We start from the raw sequence: 16,218 nt of genomic DNA on the forward strand, positions 1-16,218 counted from the left end.
GCTGGCCCGGGCGTGCGCCGGGTGGGCGCCCAGCAGCACGCTGAGCACCACCGACCGGGCCGTCATGGTGGCCATGGGCTAGACCTGTGACGCGCGGCGGCCGTAGTCACCGAAGGGCTCGTCGCGATGCCGCACCGCTTCCCGGAAGCCGTGTTCGGTTGCGTCGGCGACGAAGGCGTGGCCTTCGGGGGTATGCCGGGCGACACCGTCGAACACGGTGCTGACCATCCTGCTGGTGGCCACACCCTGTTGCAGCAGAGCCGAATTGAGCGCGAGCTTGACCATGATCAGCTGGTTGACCGGCACCGCGGCGATCCGCTGCACCAGCCGCTCGGTGCGCTCGTCGAGGTCTTCGGGCTCCGGCGCCTCGACCGCCAGGCCCCATTCGGCGGCCTGAGCCCCGGTGATGCAATCGCCGGTGAACAGCAGGCGCTTGGCGCGCTGGTCGCCCAGCCGGTGCGCCCACAGGCCCGCCGCCGGGACGCCCCATACCCGGGTCGGCGGGTACCCGATCTTGGCGTCGGCGGCAGCGATCACCTGGTCGGCGTGCAGCGCGATGTCGGTGCCGCCGGCCACGCAATAGCCATGGATCTTGACCACCGTCGGCTTGTCGGCGTGCATCAGGCTGGAGAAGCCGCGCACGAACCGGCTCATCATCTGGTAGTCGATCATCGGGTCCCACGGCTGATCGGGTAAGTGGTTGACCGCCTGGGTTTTTCCGCTGAGAACGGTGCCCGCATAGGCGCCGGTCCCGCCGGCCGAGCCGGTGCGATCGGCGTACGCGCTCAGGTCGAAGCCCGCACAGAAGCCCTCGCCACGACCCGACACCAGGATCACGTGCACATTGGGATCCAGATCGGCGCGCTCCACCAGCGCCGAGAGCTCCAGCGGGGTGTCCGCGACGATCGCGTTGCCCTTCTCCGGCCGGTTGAAGGTGATCCGGGCAACCCGATCGGTGACCTCATAGGTCATCGTCTTCAGGTTGTCGAAGTCGACCGGCCTGATCGCGTGAGTCATCCCTTTACTAGAGCACGCTCGAGAATGGGAGCCAGGTCCAGCCCGGTGGGCATCGTGCCGAACGCGCCGCCCCACCGACGGTCGAGCCGGGTGGTCAGGAAGGCCTCGGCGACCGCGGGGTGGCCGTGGCGCACCAGCAGCGAGCCCTGCAGCGCCAGACAGATGTCCTCGGCGACCTTGCGGGCCCGATGCGCGATGGTGTCCAGGTCGCTCAGGTCCTGCCGCAGCCGGTCGACGTGCGCGCCCAGTCGCGGGTCGGCCGCGGCGCTTTCGGAGAGTTCACCGAACAACACCTCGACGCATTCGGGGCGAGTTGCCATGGCGCGCAACGTGTCCAGCGCGCTCACATTGCCCGAGCCCTCCCAGATGCCCATCAGCGGCGCCTCACGGAACAACCGCGGCATGCCCGAGTCCTCGACGTAGCCGTTGCCGCCCAGGCATTCCAGCGCCTCGGCGGCGTGCGGGGTAGCGCGCTTGCACACCCAGTACTTGCTGGCCGCCAACCCGATGCGGCGCAGCAACGCCTCCCGGTCGTCGCCGCGCAACGCCTTGTCGGTGGCGCCGGCCATCCGCATCGCGACGATGGTGGCGGCCTCGGCCTCCACGGCCAGGTCGGCCAGCACGTTGCGCATGAGCGGCTGGTCGATCAGATAGGCGCCGAACGCCTTTCGGTGCTGAGCGTGGTGGATCGCGCGGGTCAGGCCGGTGCGCATGCTGGTGGCACTGCCGAGGGTGCAGTCCAGCCGCGTCAGGTTGACCATCTCGATGATGGTGGGGACGCCGCGGCCCTCCTCGCCCACCAACCATGCGGTGGCGCCGTCGTACTCGACCTCACTGGACGCGTTGGCGTGGTTGCCCAGCTTGTCCTTGAGCCGCTGCAGGAACATGCGGTTGCGACTGCCGTCGGGCAGCACCCGCGGCAGCAGGAAGCAGGACAGCCCGCCCGGGGCCTGCGCGAGAACCAGGAAGATGTCGCACATCGGGGCCGAGGTGAACCACTTGTGACCGACGAGGCTGTAGGTGCCGTCGCCGTTCGGGGTGGCCTGCGTCGTCCCCGCCCGCACGTCGGAGCCGCCCTGCTTCTCGGTCATCGACATGCCCGCGGTGATGCCGCGTTTGGTGGTGGCCAGCTTGAGCTCGGGATCGTATTCGCGGCTGGTGAGCAGCGGCTCGTAGACCGCCGCGAGTTCGGGGTTGTAGCGCAGCGCGGGGACGACGGCGTAGGTCATCGAGATCGGGCAGGTGTGGCCGGGCTCGACGTTCCAGACCGACATCTTGGCCGCACGCACCACGTGGGCGCCCGGGCGCCCGTCGGCCCACGGTGCCGCGTGGATGCCGCTGGCGATCGCCGTGCGCATCAGTTCGTGGTAGGCCGGGTCGTACTCGACCTCGTCGACCCGGTGGCCGTATTTGTCATGGGTGTGCAGGATGGGCCGGTTGCGGTCGGCGAGCTCGCCCCAGCGCTGGGCTTGGGCGCCGCCGGCGATCGCCCCCACCTCGGTCACCTCTTCGGAGCCCCATTCCCCACCCTCACGGATCAGGGCCTCGGCGAGTACCGCGGACGTCGCGGGGTTGTAGTTCTCCAGCGGGGGAACCTGGTTGGTGACGACATGCGTATCCGACATGCCCCTCATGTTACATTTTTTCGACAGCCGCACAAGAGGTGTAATGCGACGTCACCGTGGGTGCGCGGCGAAGAACTCCCACAGGGTGCGGGCGGCGAACGGCGGCCACTCGTGGCCGCCCTGATCGATCGTGATGAGCGTGACGCCGCGGTTGCCTGCGCAGCCCGCCGTCGACGTGGTGATCGGGCCATTGCTGGTGGTGGCCGGGCTTGCGCACTGGTCGACGTTGCGCCAGAACGCATTCACCTCGGGCACCGCGGGGCCGTTGATCACGCTGAAACCCTGCCCGCCGCCGTAGGGCACCAGCCGGTCCGCCGTGCCGTGAATGTGCATGATCGACGTCGGACGCGGGTTGGGGCATCGAGTCAGCTGCGTGGCGGCGACCGGGCCGATCGCGGCGAAGATGTCGGTGGCGCACGCGAGCGTAAAGGACATGATGCCGCCGTTGCTCATTCCGGAGACATAGACGCGGGCGGGGTCGGTGCCGACGTGCTTGGCGACGTCGGCGACGACCGCGCTGATGAACGCGACGTCGTCGACGCCCTCCCGTCCCGGCCGGCCGCAGCAGGTCTCCCCGTCGACGTTCCAGGCCCGGTCCAGCCCGTCCGGGTAGGCGACGACGACCTTGGCCGAATCGGCCAATTCGTCCCAGCCGTAATCCCTTTCGACCTGCCGGGCGCTCCCGGAATAGCCGTGCAGCACGACGACCAGCGGAGGCGATGCGGATTTGCCCGCCGGCTCGTAGAGCCGGTAGCTGCGATCGTGTCCGCCCACATCGAGGTGGTGCAGGCTGGTCCCGGTGACGAAGCCCGAGGGCGGACCAGGCGAACAGCTCGCGACCAGGAGGACGACCCCGAGGAGCGTTGCGAGCCGACCGAGCACGGGCGGAGATCTCAGCCGCCGGTCTTTTCCCGCAGGAACGCGATGTCGTCCTTGCGTCCCTCGTCGGCGGTCTCGCAGATGACGGGTGCAGCGGCCGCCGTGACCACCGCGACGAGCAGCTCGGGATCGATCTGGCCGGTGCCGAAGTTGGCGTGCCGGTCGGCGCCCGAGCCCGCCGCGTCCCTCGAGTCGTTGCAGTGCACCAGGTCGATGCGGCCGGTCAGCGCCTTGATCCGCTCGACCGCGTCGACCAGCGCCTCGCCGGCGGCCCAGGCGTGGCAGGTGTCCAGGCAGAAGCCGATTCCCTTGTCGCCGATGTGATCCCAGAGTTTGCCGATGGTGTCGAAGTGACGCGCCATCGCGTGGTCGCCGCCCGCCGTGTTCTCCAGGTACACGGGCACATCGGTTTCCAGGTAGTCCAGCGCCTTGACCCACCGCTCGAACCCGGCCTCCATGTCGTCGTCGTCGGCGTGGCCGCCGTGCACGATCACGGCCGTCGCGCCGATCTCCGCGGCCGCGTCGCAGGTGTCCTGCAGGATCTTGCGCGACGGGATGCGGATGCGGTTGTTGGCCGACGCCACGTTGATGAGGTACGGCGCGTGGACGTAGAGCGGCACGGCCGACGCCTTGAGCGTGCCGGCGTCGTCGCGGGGCTTGGGCTTCTTCCAGCTCTGCGGGTTGCCGAGGAAGAACTGCACCACGTCGGCCCCGTCCGCCTGGGCGGCCGCCAGCGGGTCTTCGTTGTGGACGTGTGAACCGATGAGCACGTCGCCAGTGTAGTAAGGGCGGCCGACGCGAGCGTCACGCCAGCGTGACATTGGGTCGCGAGAGCCACGCTGGCGTGACAGTCGGCGGGTACGAGCGGGTACGAAAAAGCCCCGGGCGAGTGCCCGGGGCTTTTTCTGTGTCGACTACCGGTAGTCGCTGTAGCCGTAGTCGTCCAGCGGAACCGCGGCTCCAGTCGCCTGGCCGAAGTCCGGGCTGTAGTACTGATCCTCGTAGGACGGGATCGTGTACGCGGCGGCCCGGGCCTCCTCGGTCGGCTGCACCTGGATGTTGCGGTACCGGTTGATGCCGGTACCGGCCGGGATCAGCTTTCCGATGATCACGTTCTCCTTCAGACCGTTGAGCTTGTCGCTGCGGCAGTTGATCGCCGCATCGGTCAGCACTCGCGTGGTCTCCTGGAACGACGCCGCACTCAGCCACGAGTCGGTGGCGAGGCTCGCCTTCGTGATACCCATCAGCACCGGACGGCCCGCCGCGGGCTCGCCGCCCTCGGCCACCACCCGGCGGTTCTCCGCCTCGAACTCCGCGCGGTCGATCAGCGAACCGGGCAGGAACTCCGTGGAGCCCGAGTCGATGATGGTGACACGGCGCAGCATCTGGCGAACGATCACCTCGATGTGCTTGTCGTGGATCGACACACCCTGGGCGCGGTAGACCTCCTGGACCTCGCGGACCAGGTGGATCTGCACCTCGCGGGGCCCCTGCACGCGCAGCACCTCGTGCGGGTCGGCCGAGCCTTCCATCAGCTGCTGGCCCACCTCGACGTGGTCGCCGTCGGAAAGCACTCGCTCGGAACCGTCTTCGTGTTTGAACACACGCAGCCGCTGCCGCTTGGAGAGCTTGTCGTAGACGACTTCCTCGCTGCCGTCGTCGGGCACGATGGTGATCTTGTAGAAGCGCTCACCATCCTCGAGCTGAACCCGCCCGGTGACGTCGGCGATCGGCGCCTTACCGCGCGGCACGCGTGCCTCGAAGAGCTCCTGCACACGGGGCAGACCGCCGGTGATGTCCTCACCGACACCACCCTGGTGGAAGGTACGCATGGTCAGCTGCGTGCCGGGCTCACCGATGGACTGGGCCGCGACGATGCCGACGGCCTCGCCGATGTCGACCAGCTTGCCGGTGGCCATCGAACGCCCGTAGCAGGTCGCGCACACGCCGGTGCCCGTGGTGCAGGTCAGCACCGAGCGCACCTTCACCTGCGTGATGCCGGCCGCCAGCAGGGCGTCGATCTCCGGGTCACCCAGGTCCTCGCCGCGCGCGACGACGACGTTCCCGGCCTCGTCGACCGCGTCGGTGCCCAAAGTCCGCGCGTACGCCGAGGTTTCGATGTACGGGTCGCGGATCAGGGTGCCGTCGGGCTGACGCTCGGCGAGCTCGACGATGATGCCGCGCTCGGTCTCGCAGTCGTGCTCGCGGACGATGACGTCCTGGCTCACGTCCACCAGACGACGGGTCAGGTAACCCGAGTCGGCGGTACGCAACGCGGTGTCCGCCAGGCCCTTTCGGGCGCCGTGCGTGTTGATGAAGTACTCCAGCACCGTCAGGCCCTCGCGGAACGACGACTTGACCGGACGCGGGATGAACTCACCCTTCGGGTTGGTCACCAGACCCTTCATGCCGGCCAGCGTTCGGGTCTGGGTGAAGTTACCCGTGGCACCCGAGTCGACGATCGTGATGATCGGGTTGTCGCTGGGGTAGTGCTCGCGGAGCGCCTGACCGACCTCGTCGGTGGCTTCCTTCCAGATCTCCACCAGCGCCTCGTTGCGCTCGTCGTGGTTCAAAGCGCCTCGCTGGAACTGCTTTTCGACCTTCTCGGCCCGCTCCTCGTACTGGTCGAGGATCTCCTTCTTGCGCGGCGGGACCAGCACGTCGGCCATCGACACGGTGACCCCACTGCGGGTGGCCCAGTAGAAGCCGGCGTCCTTGAGCTTGTCGACGGTCTGCGCCACCACGATCATCGGGTAGCGCTCGGCGAGGTCGTTGATGATCGCGGCCTGCACCTTCTTGTGCATCTGCTTGTTCACGAACGGGTAGCCCACCGGCAGCAGCTCGTTGAACAGCACCCGGCCCAGCGTCGTCTCGGCCATCCAGGCGTCGCCCGGCTGCCAGCCGTTGGCGCCGAACAGCTCGGCCTCGATCTCGGCGGGCGGACGCAGCTGCGTCAGTCGCACCTTGATCTTGGCCCGCACCGACAGCACGCCGCGGTCGGCGGCCATGATCGCCTCGGCCGGCGAGGAGTACACGCCAACCTCCGGCTGATCCTTTGCGGCGGGCGAGAATTCGCCCTTGTCGCCGTCGACCTCGGTGGTCAGGAAGTACAGCCCGGTCACCATGTCCAGTCGGGGCATGGCCAGCGGACGTCCGGACGCCGGCGACAGGATGTTGTTGGAAGACAGCATCAGGATGCGGGCCTCGGCCTGCGCCTCGGCGCTCAGCGGCAGGTGCACCGCCATCTGGTCACCGTCGAAGTCGGCGTTGAACGCCTCACACACCAACGGGTGCAGCTGAATCGCCTTGCCCTCCACCAGCATCGGCTCGAAGGCCTGGATGCCCAGCCGGTGCAGGGTGGGCGCGCGGTTCAGCAGCACCGGGTGCTCGGCGATGACCTCTTCCAGGACGTCCCACACCTGGGGACGCTGCCGCTCCACCATCCGCTTGGCGCTCTTGATGTTCTGCGCGTGGTTGAGGTCGACGAGCCGCTTCATCACGAACGGCTTGAACAGCTCGAGCGCCATCAGCTTGGGCAGGCCGCACTGGTGCAGCTTGAGCTGCGGGCCGACCACGATGACGCTGCGGCCCGAGTAGTCGACACGCTTACCGAGCAGGTTCTGACGGAACCGGCCCTGCTTGCCCTTCAACAGATCCGACAGCGACTTCAGCGGACGGTTGCCCGGCCCGGTGACCGGGCGGCCGCGACGGCCGTTGTCGAACAGCGCGTCGACGGACTCCTGCAGCATCCGCTTCTCGTTGTTGACGATGATCTCGGGCGCGCCGAGGTCGATCAGCCTCTTGAGGCGGTTGTTGCGGTTGATGACCCGGCGGTACAGGTCGTTCAGGTCACTGGTCGCGAAGCGGCCACCGTCCAGCTGCACCATCGGGCGCAGTTCCGGCGGGATCACCGGGACGGCGTCGAGCACCATGCCCATCGGCGAGTTGCCCGACTGCTGGAAGGCGGCGACCACCTTCAGGCGCTTGAGGGCGCGAAGCTTCTTCTGCCCCTTGCCGTTTCGGATGACGTCACGCAGCGAGTCGGCCTCGGCGTCGATGTCGAAGTTCTCGATGAGCTTCTGGATCGACTCCGCGCCCATGGCGCCGGTGAAGTACTCGCCGTAGCGGTCGACGAGCTCGCGGTAGAGGTTCTCGTCGACGATCAGCTGCTTGGGGGCCAGCTTGGTGAAGGTGCTCCAAATGTCCTCCAGCCGGTCCAGCTCACGCTGGGCGCGGTCGCGGAGCTGACGCATCTCCCGCTCGCCGCCGTCGCGCACCTTGCGGCGGGCGTCGGCCTTGGCGCCCTCGGCCTCCAGCTCGGCCAGGTCGGCCTCGAGCTTCTGCGCGCGGGCCTCCAGGTCGGCGTCGCGCTGATCCTCAACGGCCTTGCGCTCCACCATCATTTCGGCCTCGAGCGTGGACAGCTCGTTGTGCCGCATCTCGTCGTCGACCGACGTGATCACGTACGCCGCGAAGTAGATGATCTTCTCGAGATCCTTCGGGGCGAGGTCGAGCAGGTAACCGAGGCGGCTCGGCACACCCTTGAAGTACCAGATGTGCGTGACCGGCGCGGCCAGCTCGATGTGACCCATCCGCTCGCGGCGCACCTTGGCGCGAGTCACCTCGACGCCGCAACGCTCACAGATGATGCCCTTGAACCGGACGCGCTTGTACTTGCCGCAGTAGCACTCCCAGTCGCGAGTAGGTCCGAAGATCTTCTCGCAGAACAGGCCGTCCTTCTCGGGCTTCAGCGTGCGGTAGTTGATCGTCTCCGGCTTCTTGACCTCGCCGTAAGACCATTGCCTGATGTCCTCCGCGGTGGCCAGGCCGATACGGAGTTCATCGAAGAAGTTGACGTCGAGCACGTAACTCCCTTTCCCCTTGCGGGTTTAGTAACTAAAAGTGATTAAGCCAGGTCCTCAACGGAGGCGGATTCGTTGCGCGACAAGTTGATTCCCAGGTTGGCCGCAGCCCGCTCCAGGTCCTCGTCCTCGCCTTCGCGCAATTCGATCGCCGCGCCGTCCGACGAGAGCACCTCGACATTCAGGCACAGCGACTGCAGCTCCTTGAGCAGCACCTTGAACGACTCGGGGATGCCCGGCTCGGGGATGTTCTCGCCCTTGACGATCGCCTCGTACACCTTGACCCGGCCGACCGTGTCGTCGGACTTGATGGTCAACAGCTCCTGCAGCGTGTACGCGGCGCCGTAGGCCTGCATGGCCCAGCACTCCATCTCACCGAACCGCTGGCCACCGAACTGCGCCTTACCGCCCAGCGGCTGCTGGGTGATCATCGAGTACGGGCCGGTGGAGCGGGCGTGGATCTTGTCGTCCACCAGGTGGTGCAGCTTCATGATGTACATGAAGCCAACCGTCACCGGGTACGGGAACGGCTCACCGCTGCGGCCGTCGAGCAGCACCGCCTTGCCGTCGCCGTTGACCATGACGTCGCCGTCCCGGTTGGGGAGCGTGCACGACAGCATGCCCTGCAGCTCCTCCTCCTTGGCGCCATCGAACACCGGTGTCGACACGATCTGGTTCGGCTGCGCGTGCAGCAGGCCCTCGGGCAGGTTGGCCGCCCACTCGGGTGAACCGTCGATGTTCCATCCGGACTTGGCAACCCAGCCGAGGTGGGTCTCCAGGATCTGGCCGATGTTCATGCGTCGCGGCACACCGTGGGTGTTCAGGATGATGTCCACCGGCGTGCCGTCCGGCATGAACGGCATGTCTTCGACGGGCAGGATCTTGCCGATCACGCCCTTGTTGCCGTGCCGACCGGCCAGCTTGTCGCCGTCGGAGATCTTCCGCTTCTGGGCCACGTAGACGCGCACCAGCTCGTTGACACCGGCCGGCAGCTCGTCGTCGTCCTCGCGGGAGAACACCCGGATGCCGATGACCTTGCCGGACTCGCCGTGCGGCACCTTCAGCGAGGTGTCGCGGACCTCACGGGCCTTCTCACCGAAGATCGCCCGCAGCAGCCGCTCCTCCGGAGTCAGCTCCGTCTCCCCCTTCGGGGTGACCTTGCCGACCAGGATGTCGCCGTCACGAACCTCGGCACCGATACGCACGATGCCGCGCTCGTCGAGGTCGGCGAGCACCTCGTCGGAGACGTTCGGGATGTCCCGGGTGATCTCCTCGGCGCCCAGCTTGGTGTCGCGGGCATCGATCTCGTGCTCCTCGATGTGAATCGAGGTGAGCACGTCCTCCTCAACCAGGCGGTTGGAGAGGATGATCGCGTCCTCGTAGTTGTGGCCCTCCCACGGCATGATCGCCACGAGCAGGTTCTTGCCCAGCGCCATCTCACCGTTCTCGGTGCAGGGGCCGTCGGCGATGACCTGGCCGGCCTCGACCCGGTCCCCGGCGTCCACGATCGGCGACTGGTTGGCGCAGGTGCCGTGGTTGGACCGCTCGAACTTGCGCATCCGGTAGGTGTGCCGGGTGCCGTCGTCGGCCATCACCGTGATGTAGTCGGCAGAGACCTCCTCGATCACCCCGGCCTTGTCCGCGACGACGACGTCGCCGGCGTCGATCGCGGCGCGCAGCTCCATGCCGGTGCCCACCAGCGGCGCCTCGCTGCGCACCAGCGGAACCGCCTGACGCTGCATGTTGGCGCCCATCAGGGCACGGTTGGCGTCGTCGTGTTCGAGGAACGGGATCATGGCGGTGGCCACCGACACCATCTGGCGCGGCGACACGTCCATGTAGTCCACCTCGGACGACGGCACGTACTCGACCTCGCCCGCCTTGCGGCGGACCAGGACGCGCGACTCCTCGAACCGGCCCTTCGCGTCGATCGGCGAGTTGGCCTGCGCCACCACGTGGCGGTCCTCCTCGTCGGCGGTCAGGTAGTGGATCTCGTCGGTGACCACACCGTCGACCACCTTGCGGTACGGCGTCTCGATGAAGCCGAACGGGTTGACCCGCGCGTACACCGACAGGGAGCCGATCAGGCCGATGTTCGGACCCTCCGGGGTCTCGATCGGGCACATCCGGCCGTAGTGCGACGGGTGCACGTCACGGACCTCCAGCCCGGCCCGCTCACGGGACAGACCGCCGGGGCCCAGCGCCGACAGGCGGCGCTTGTGGGTCAGACCCGACAGCGGGTTGTTCTGGTCCATGAACTGGGAGAGCTGGCTGGTGCCGAAGAACTCCTTGATCGCGGCGACGACCGGCCGGATGTTGATCAGCGTCTGCGGCGTGATCGCCTCGACGTCCTGCGTGGTCATCCGCTCGCGGACGACGCGCTCCATCCGGGACATGCCGACCCGGATCTGGTTCTGGATCAACTCGCCGACCGTGCGCAGCCGCCGGTTGCCGAAGTGGTCGATGTCGTCGGTCTCCACCGGCACCTCGATGCCGCCCGGGACGGTCATCGTGGCCTGGCCCTCGTGCAGGCGGACCAGGTATTCGATGGTCGCGACGACGTCTTCCTCGGTCAGCGTGGACGACGTGATCGGCTCGCCGGCGTGCAGGCCGAGCTTCTTGTTGACCTTGTAGCGGCCGACGCGGGCCAGGTCATAGCGCTTCTCCTTGAAGAACAGGTTCTCCAGCAGGGTCTGCGCGGACTCCTTGGTCGGCGGCTCGCCCGGGCGCAGCTTGCGGTAGATGTCCAGCAGCGCCTCGTCGGTGCCCGCGGTGTTGTCCTTCTCCAGCGTGCCCATCATGATCTCGGAGAAGCCGAACCGCTCGTGTATCTGCTCGTTGGTCCAGCCCAGCGCCTTGAGCAGCACGGTGACGGGCTGGCGGCGCTTGCGGTCGATGCGCACGCCGACGGTGTCGCGCTTGTCGACGTCGAACTCCAGCCACGCGCCGCGGCTGGGGATCACCTTGACGCTGTGCAGCAGCTTCTCGGTGGACTTGTCGATGGTCTCGTCGAAGTACACGCCGGGCGAGCGAACGAGCTGGCTGACGACCACGCGCTCGGTCCCGTTGATGATGAAGGTGCCCTTCTCGGTCATCATCGGGAAGTCGCCCATGAACACCGTCTGGCTCTTGATCTCGCCGGTGTTGTTGTTGATGAACTCGGCCGTGACGAACAGCGGGGCCGCGTACGTCATGTCCTTGTCTTTGCACTCGTCGACCGGCGCCTTGACCTCGTCGAAACGGGGATCGGAGAACGACAGCGACATCGAGCCGGAGAAGTCCTCGATCGGCGAGAGCTCGTAGAGCACCTCTTCGAGGCCGCCGACCGGGCTGGGCTCGCCACGATCGGTGGCGGCCTCGCGCCAGCGCGGTGAGCCGATCAACCACTCGAAGGAGTCGATCTGCACGTCGAGCAGGCCGGGAACCTCGAGCGGTTCGCGGAGCTTGGCGAAGGAAACTCGGTTTGGCGCTCCGGGGACGGAGCCGTTTAGGGAACTTCCATTAGAGGAACTTTGTGGGCGATCCGTTTTGCTCTGGCGAGAATCAGCCAAGATGCATCCTTCCAGCACCTCGTGCGACTCACGAAGACCGGAACCACCGGTTGCGTTCGCCGCGAATTGTGTCGGTTAGGCCGGCGAACGAACTGTCCGGATCTCACGCGCACGGTGAAAGAACTAAGCCGCTTGCAGGGGGCTCAGGCTTAGACCACGGTGTCAGGTGGCGGGTGAGGTGGGCAGGAGGTAGCCAGCGCAACGTCCAACAATAGCGTAGGGCGGCGCATTCCTCAACTGTCCAGCACAGGACATCCAGGGACATCGGCGCTGGCTGGCATCTCGACTCTCCGCTGGATACATGCTGCCCAACAGACTGGCCCGTTTACGGCCCGTCGTCAAGAGGGCGGGCCGGGGGAGTTACGCGAAGTTATCGCGAAACCTCGGGCCGGACGAGCTAGTCGCCGACCTCGTGCGCGCGGTACTTGTGGGTGCCCTCCATGTCGTCGATGATCGCGGCTTGCGCCTTCTGCGGCAGGGTGTGCAGGATCTCGCGCACCCGCGCCTGGCGCCGGCCGACGGCCTTGCGCTCGGGCATCCCGGGGGACGCGACGATCTGCGGCGGCACGCCCTCGATCTCCTCCACACCGCCGGCGTGCTGGCCGGCCTCGAGGGCGGCCTGCTCTTCGGCCATCGTTGCCTCGTCCTTTTCCTCGGACATGCCGATCGGGCCGATGCGGCGGCCGTTGAGGAACTGCCGCACGACCGGCTCGTCGCTGGTCAGCAGCACCTCGCGGGGGCCGAACATGACCAGCTTGCGCCGGAAGAGCATGCCCATGTTGTCCGGCACGGTGCGGGCGATGTTGATGTTGTGCGTGACGATGAGGACGGTGGCGTCGATCTGGGCGTTGATGTCGAGGATCAGCTGGCTCAGGTAGGCGGTGCGGACCGGGTCCAGACCGGAGTCGGGCTCGTCGCAGAGGATGATCTGCGGGTCCATCACCAGGGCGCGGGCCAGGCTGGCGCGCTTGCGCATACCGCCGGAGATCTCGCCGGGGAACTTCTTCTCGTCGCCGCCGAGACCCACCATCTGCAGCTTCTCCATGACGATGTCACGGATCTCGCTTTCCTTCTTCTTGGTGTGCTCGCGCAGCGGGAAGGCGGCGTTGTCGAACAGGTTCATCGAACCGAACAGGGCACCGTCCTGGAACATGACGCCGAACAGCGTGCGGATCTCGTAGAGCTCCTTGGCCGAGCACTGCAGGATGTCGGTGCCGTCGATGACCACCGAGCCGCGCTCGGGACGCAGCAGGCCGATCAGGGACTTCAGGAACACCGATTTGCCGGTACCGGACGGCCCCAGCAGCACGCTGACCTCCCCGGCGGGGATCTCCAGGGTCACGTCTTCCCAAATTCTCGACGATCCGAAGGACTTGGTGAGGCCGTTCACCTCAATAGCGACACCCATGGGAGATCCTTCCGTCGACGCTCATGCCCGCCACCTGCCCTTTTATGTGGCATGAGTCACTGTAGCGCACGCTTGCTGCACGGCATCAGGGTTGCAAGGCACAGCCGGGAAAAATTGGCTGACCTGAGATCCGGCCGTCGCCGGCGGCCGCCATCCTATTCGACGCGCGTTAGCCAGTGGGCGCCCAATTGCCGTGAAAGCCCATCGGCACCCGCTGTGGCAAATGCACGGTGGCCACGGACTCGAGCGTCTGCGCGTCGAGCAACACCAGCTGGCCCTGGTCGCGGCCCCGGTGGTAGCCGTAGCCCATAAGAACGCCGTCGTCCTCGACTCGTCCCTTCTGGGAGCCGGGGTTGGGCACAAAGGACATCTCGCCGAGCAAAAGGTCGGGATCGAGCGCGGCGACCTCGCGGGCGCCGGTCTGGTAGTCGTGCTTGTACAGCGCGGCGGCGCCGCCGGCGAAGTAAGCCCCGACGGTGTAGCCGAAGCGGTGCGGGCCGCCCAGCATGTCCTCGTTGATCCGCGGAAATTCCTGCGGCTGATCGTCGCGGCATTCGGTGGCCACCGCGCCGGTCGCCAGGTTGATCGTCCACCGGTCCAGCGTCGGCGGTGTCTCGCCGGGCCCGTGCCGGTCGCGGTCGAACATCCGCGCGTATCGCACCACGTCGAGCACCAAAACCTCTGCGCCGTCCCGCATCTCGGAGTAGGCGTTGAGGGGGTGGTAGACGTAGCAGGGCTCGATCTCGAACCAGCGGACGTCCGCGTTGCCGCCCTCGCGCGGCATGACCCCGATGCGCGCCGGGTAGCCGGGGTTCCAGGCGTACGGCATGCGGTCGGAGTGCTTCGGGTTCCGGTTCATCAGGGCGTTGATCGGGCTCGGCACCCGCACGCGCCCGATCAGCGACTGCATCGCCAGCCGGGCCGGCAGGCCGAGCCAGCGGGGCATGGTCTGCGGCAGCGCCTGCACCGGGTCGAAGGTCACCGGCAGGTCGTAGATGACGACGTACTTCTCGGTCAGTGAGAAGTCGTGCATCATCGGCGACCCGGACACCTCGATGTCGACCGTGCGGCGGGCGCGGCCCCGGGTGTCGATCACCGAGTACTGCACGGTGCGTCCGCGGGCGAACGAGTAAGAGACGGCGTGCAATTCGCCGGTGCGCGGGTCGCGGTGCGGATGGGCGGTGTAGCCGCCCGCCAGCGTGCCGTCGAAGTCGCAGGTGCCGACCGTGTCCAGCTCGTCGGTCAGCTCGTAGTTGGCCACCCCGCCCTCGACCAGCGCCAGGGTGCGCCCGGCGTGGGTCAAGACATTGGTGTTGGCGCCGAGCGAGAGCATGCCCGCCCGCGGGTCGAGCCGGCCCGGCGCCGCCTCGCCCAGGGCCGCGCACACCGACAGGCTGCGCACCCAGCGGTTGCGGTACCAGCGGGCACTGCCCCCGCTCAGCGCGACGCCGTGCACCATCCCGTCGCCGCTGAACCAGTGGTAGGTGGCCGGGTCGACCTCCTCGGCGGGGTTGGGACCGTTGCGCAGGTAGCGGCCGTCGAGGTGTTCGGGGATGCGTCCGGTGACCGGCAGGTCGGTCGCGGTCACCTCGGCGCCCACCGGCGCCAGCAGGCCCTCGAGGTACTGGTTCCGGGTTTCGGCGGTGTGCGCGACAGTCATCGCTGAGCTCCTATAACATTGATATGACGCTGTTATTTCGACGCTACGCCGCGGATGGGAAGATGGCAACGATGACTTCGGAATTGACTCGAGGGCAGCGCGGCGTCCGCGACGAGATGCTGCGCGCCGCGGTCGGCCTGCTGCACGAGCACGGCCCGGACGCGCTGCAGACCCGCAAGGTCGCCGGCGAGGCCGGAACGTCGACGATGGCGGTGTACACCCACTTCGGCGGGATGCGCGGCCTGATCGCCGAGGTGGCCGAAGAGGGCTTGCGCCAGTTCGACGCCGCGCTGGCGGTGCCCGCGACCGACGATCCGGTCGCCGACCTGTTCGTCATCGGTGCGGCCTACCGGCGCTACGCCATCAGGCACCCGCACATGTATCGGCTGATGTTCGGCAGCACCAGCGCGCACGGCATCAACGCCCCCGCGGGCAACGTGTTGACGCTGACGGTCGACGAGATCGAGCAGGACGTGCCCGGCTTCGTGCACGTCGTCCGGGCGGTCCGCCGATCGATACTCGCCGGCCGCATCACCGCCTGCGCCCCGGACGACGACCCGACGATCGTCGCCACCGCGGCCCAGTTCTGGTCCCAGGTGCACGGCTTCGTGATGCTGGAGCTGGCCGGCTTCTACGGCGACGACGGGGCGGCCGTCGCGCCGGTGCTCATCTCGATGTTCACCAATTTGCTTGTAGCACTGGGTGATTCCGCCGAGCGAATCGCCCTGTCGGTGCAGTCCACGCGCTGAGGACCACGAAACCCCCGGGAGCCGCAGGGCGGTCCCGGGGGTTTCGGCGTGGAGCTACTTGACGGTGACGGTGGCGCCGGCGGCCTCGAGCTTGGTCTTGGCCTCGTCGGCGGCCTCCTTGGCGACCTTCTCCAGCAGCGGCTTGGGCGCGCTGTCGACCAGGTCCTTGGCCTCCTTGAGGCCCAGGCCGGAGACGATCTCGCGGACGACCTTGATGACGCCGATCTTCTTGTCGCCGGCGGCCTCGAGGATGACGTCGAACTCCGACTGCTCCTCGGCGGCCTCGGCGGGGGCGCCACCGGCGGCCGGGCCGGCCGCGGCGACGGCGACCGGGGCGGCCGCGGTGACCTCGAAGGTCTCCTCGAACTTCTTGACGAAGTCGGAGAGCTCCAACAGGGTCATTTCCTTGAAGGCGTCGAGCAGGTCGTCGGTGGACATTTTCGCCATGGTGTGGGTCCTTCCTTGTG

At 67.6% G+C, this 16,218-nt stretch carries 10 protein-coding genes and 1 pseudogene; 1 reads left to right on the forward strand and 10 read right to left on the reverse strand.

The annotated features are described in order from the left end of the window. From A5704_RS28525 to A5704_RS22605, 9 genes and pseudogenes are all read right to left on the reverse strand, one after another. Positions 1-75 (reverse strand): annotated as a pseudogene (locus A5704_RS28525) (PaaX domain-containing protein, C- domain protein); the annotation flags it as partial. A gap of 3 nt (positions 76-78) precedes the next feature. After that, complete coding sequence (locus A5704_RS22570; protein WP_067753440.1) at positions 79-1,017, reverse strand: crotonase/enoyl-CoA hydratase family protein; 939 nt, start codon at positions 1,015-1,017, stop codon at positions 79-81. Beyond that, positions 1,014-2,642, reverse strand: coding sequence for an acyl-CoA dehydrogenase family protein (locus A5704_RS22575; RefSeq protein WP_067753436.1), 1,629 nt, complete (start codon positions 2,640-2,642; stop codon positions 1,014-1,016). The genes A5704_RS22570 and A5704_RS22575 overlap by 4 nt, the downstream gene beginning before the upstream one ends. Positions 2,643-2,693: 51 nt before the next feature. Next, positions 2,694-3,524 (reverse strand): PHB depolymerase family esterase, encoded by an 831-nt coding sequence (locus tag A5704_RS22580; RefSeq protein ID WP_067891158.1) that lies wholly within the window; start codon positions 3,522-3,524, stop codon positions 2,694-2,696. Positions 3,525-3,535: 11 nt separating this feature from the next. Beyond that, positions 3,536-4,291 carry a deoxyribonuclease IV gene (locus A5704_RS22585; RefSeq protein WP_067891160.1) on the reverse strand — a complete coding sequence of 252 codons (756 nt, stop codon included), beginning with the start codon at positions 4,289-4,291 and terminating at the stop codon, positions 3,536-3,538. A gap of 144 nt (positions 4,292-4,435) precedes the next feature. After that, positions 4,436-8,386, reverse strand: a complete 3,951-nt coding sequence (locus A5704_RS22590; protein ID WP_067891162.1) for a DNA-directed RNA polymerase subunit beta' — start codon at positions 8,384-8,386, stop codon at positions 4,436-4,438. A gap of 41 nt (positions 8,387-8,427) precedes the next feature. Next, on the reverse strand, positions 8,428-11,934 hold the full coding sequence (locus A5704_RS22595; protein WP_156737733.1) for a DNA-directed RNA polymerase subunit beta: 3,507 nt from the start codon (positions 11,932-11,934) through the stop codon (positions 8,428-8,430). A 397-nt stretch (positions 11,935-12,331) separates the two neighbouring features. After that, the gene (locus A5704_RS22600; RefSeq protein ID WP_067312439.1) at positions 12,332-13,342 is read right to left on the reverse strand and encodes an ABC transporter ATP-binding protein; all 1,011 of its coding nucleotides are present in this window, start codon (positions 13,340-13,342) and stop codon (positions 12,332-12,334) included. Between the two features lie 169 nt (positions 13,343-13,511). After that, positions 13,512-15,002 (reverse strand): carotenoid oxygenase family protein, encoded by a 1,491-nt coding sequence (locus A5704_RS22605; protein ID WP_067891164.1) that lies wholly within the window; start codon positions 15,000-15,002, stop codon positions 13,512-13,514. 62 nt (positions 15,003-15,064) lie between these two features. Between A5704_RS22605 and A5704_RS22610 the strand changes: the two genes are divergently transcribed. Further along, a complete protein-coding gene (locus A5704_RS22610; RefSeq protein ID WP_369828488.1) occupies positions 15,065-15,751 on the forward strand; it encodes a TetR/AcrR family transcriptional regulator in 687 nt (228 codons plus the stop codon). Between the two features lie 54 nt (positions 15,752-15,805). Here A5704_RS22610 and rplL read toward each other — a convergent pair whose 3' ends face one another. Next, complete coding sequence (gene rplL / locus A5704_RS22615; RefSeq protein WP_067109612.1) at positions 15,806-16,198, reverse strand: 50S ribosomal protein L7/L12; 393 nt, start codon at positions 16,196-16,198, stop codon at positions 15,806-15,808. Positions 16,199-16,218: the final 20 nt, after the last annotated feature.

The sequence above is a fragment of the Mycobacterium sp. E735 genome, assembly GCF_001666955.1.
In the GTDB taxonomy this organism is placed as follows: Bacteria; Actinomycetota; Actinomycetes; order Mycobacteriales; family Mycobacteriaceae; genus Mycobacterium.

Excerpts from the sequence above, each read along its gene's own strand:
- A5704_RS22570 (WP_067753440.1), bottom strand. The coding sequence starts at position 1,017 with ATGACTCACGCGATCAGGCCGGTCGACTTCGACAACCTGAAGACGATG.
- A5704_RS22575 (WP_067753436.1), bottom strand. The coding sequence starts at position 2,642 with ATGTCGGATACGCATGTCGTCACCAACCAGGTTCCCCCGCTGGAGAAC.
- A5704_RS22600 (WP_067312439.1), bottom strand. The coding sequence starts at position 13,342 with ATGGGTGTCGCTATTGAGGTGAACGGCCTCACCAAGTCCTTCGGATCG.
- A5704_RS22605 (WP_067891164.1), bottom strand. The coding sequence starts at position 15,002 with ATGACTGTCGCGCACACCGCCGAAACCCGGAACCAGTACCTCGAGGGC.
- A5704_RS22610 (WP_369828488.1), top strand. The coding sequence starts at position 15,065 with ATGGCAACGATGACTTCGGAATTGACTCGAGGGCAGCGCGGCGTCCGC.
- rplL (WP_067109612.1), bottom strand. The coding sequence starts at position 16,198 with ATGGCGAAAATGTCCACCGACGACCTGCTCGACGCCTTCAAGGAAATG.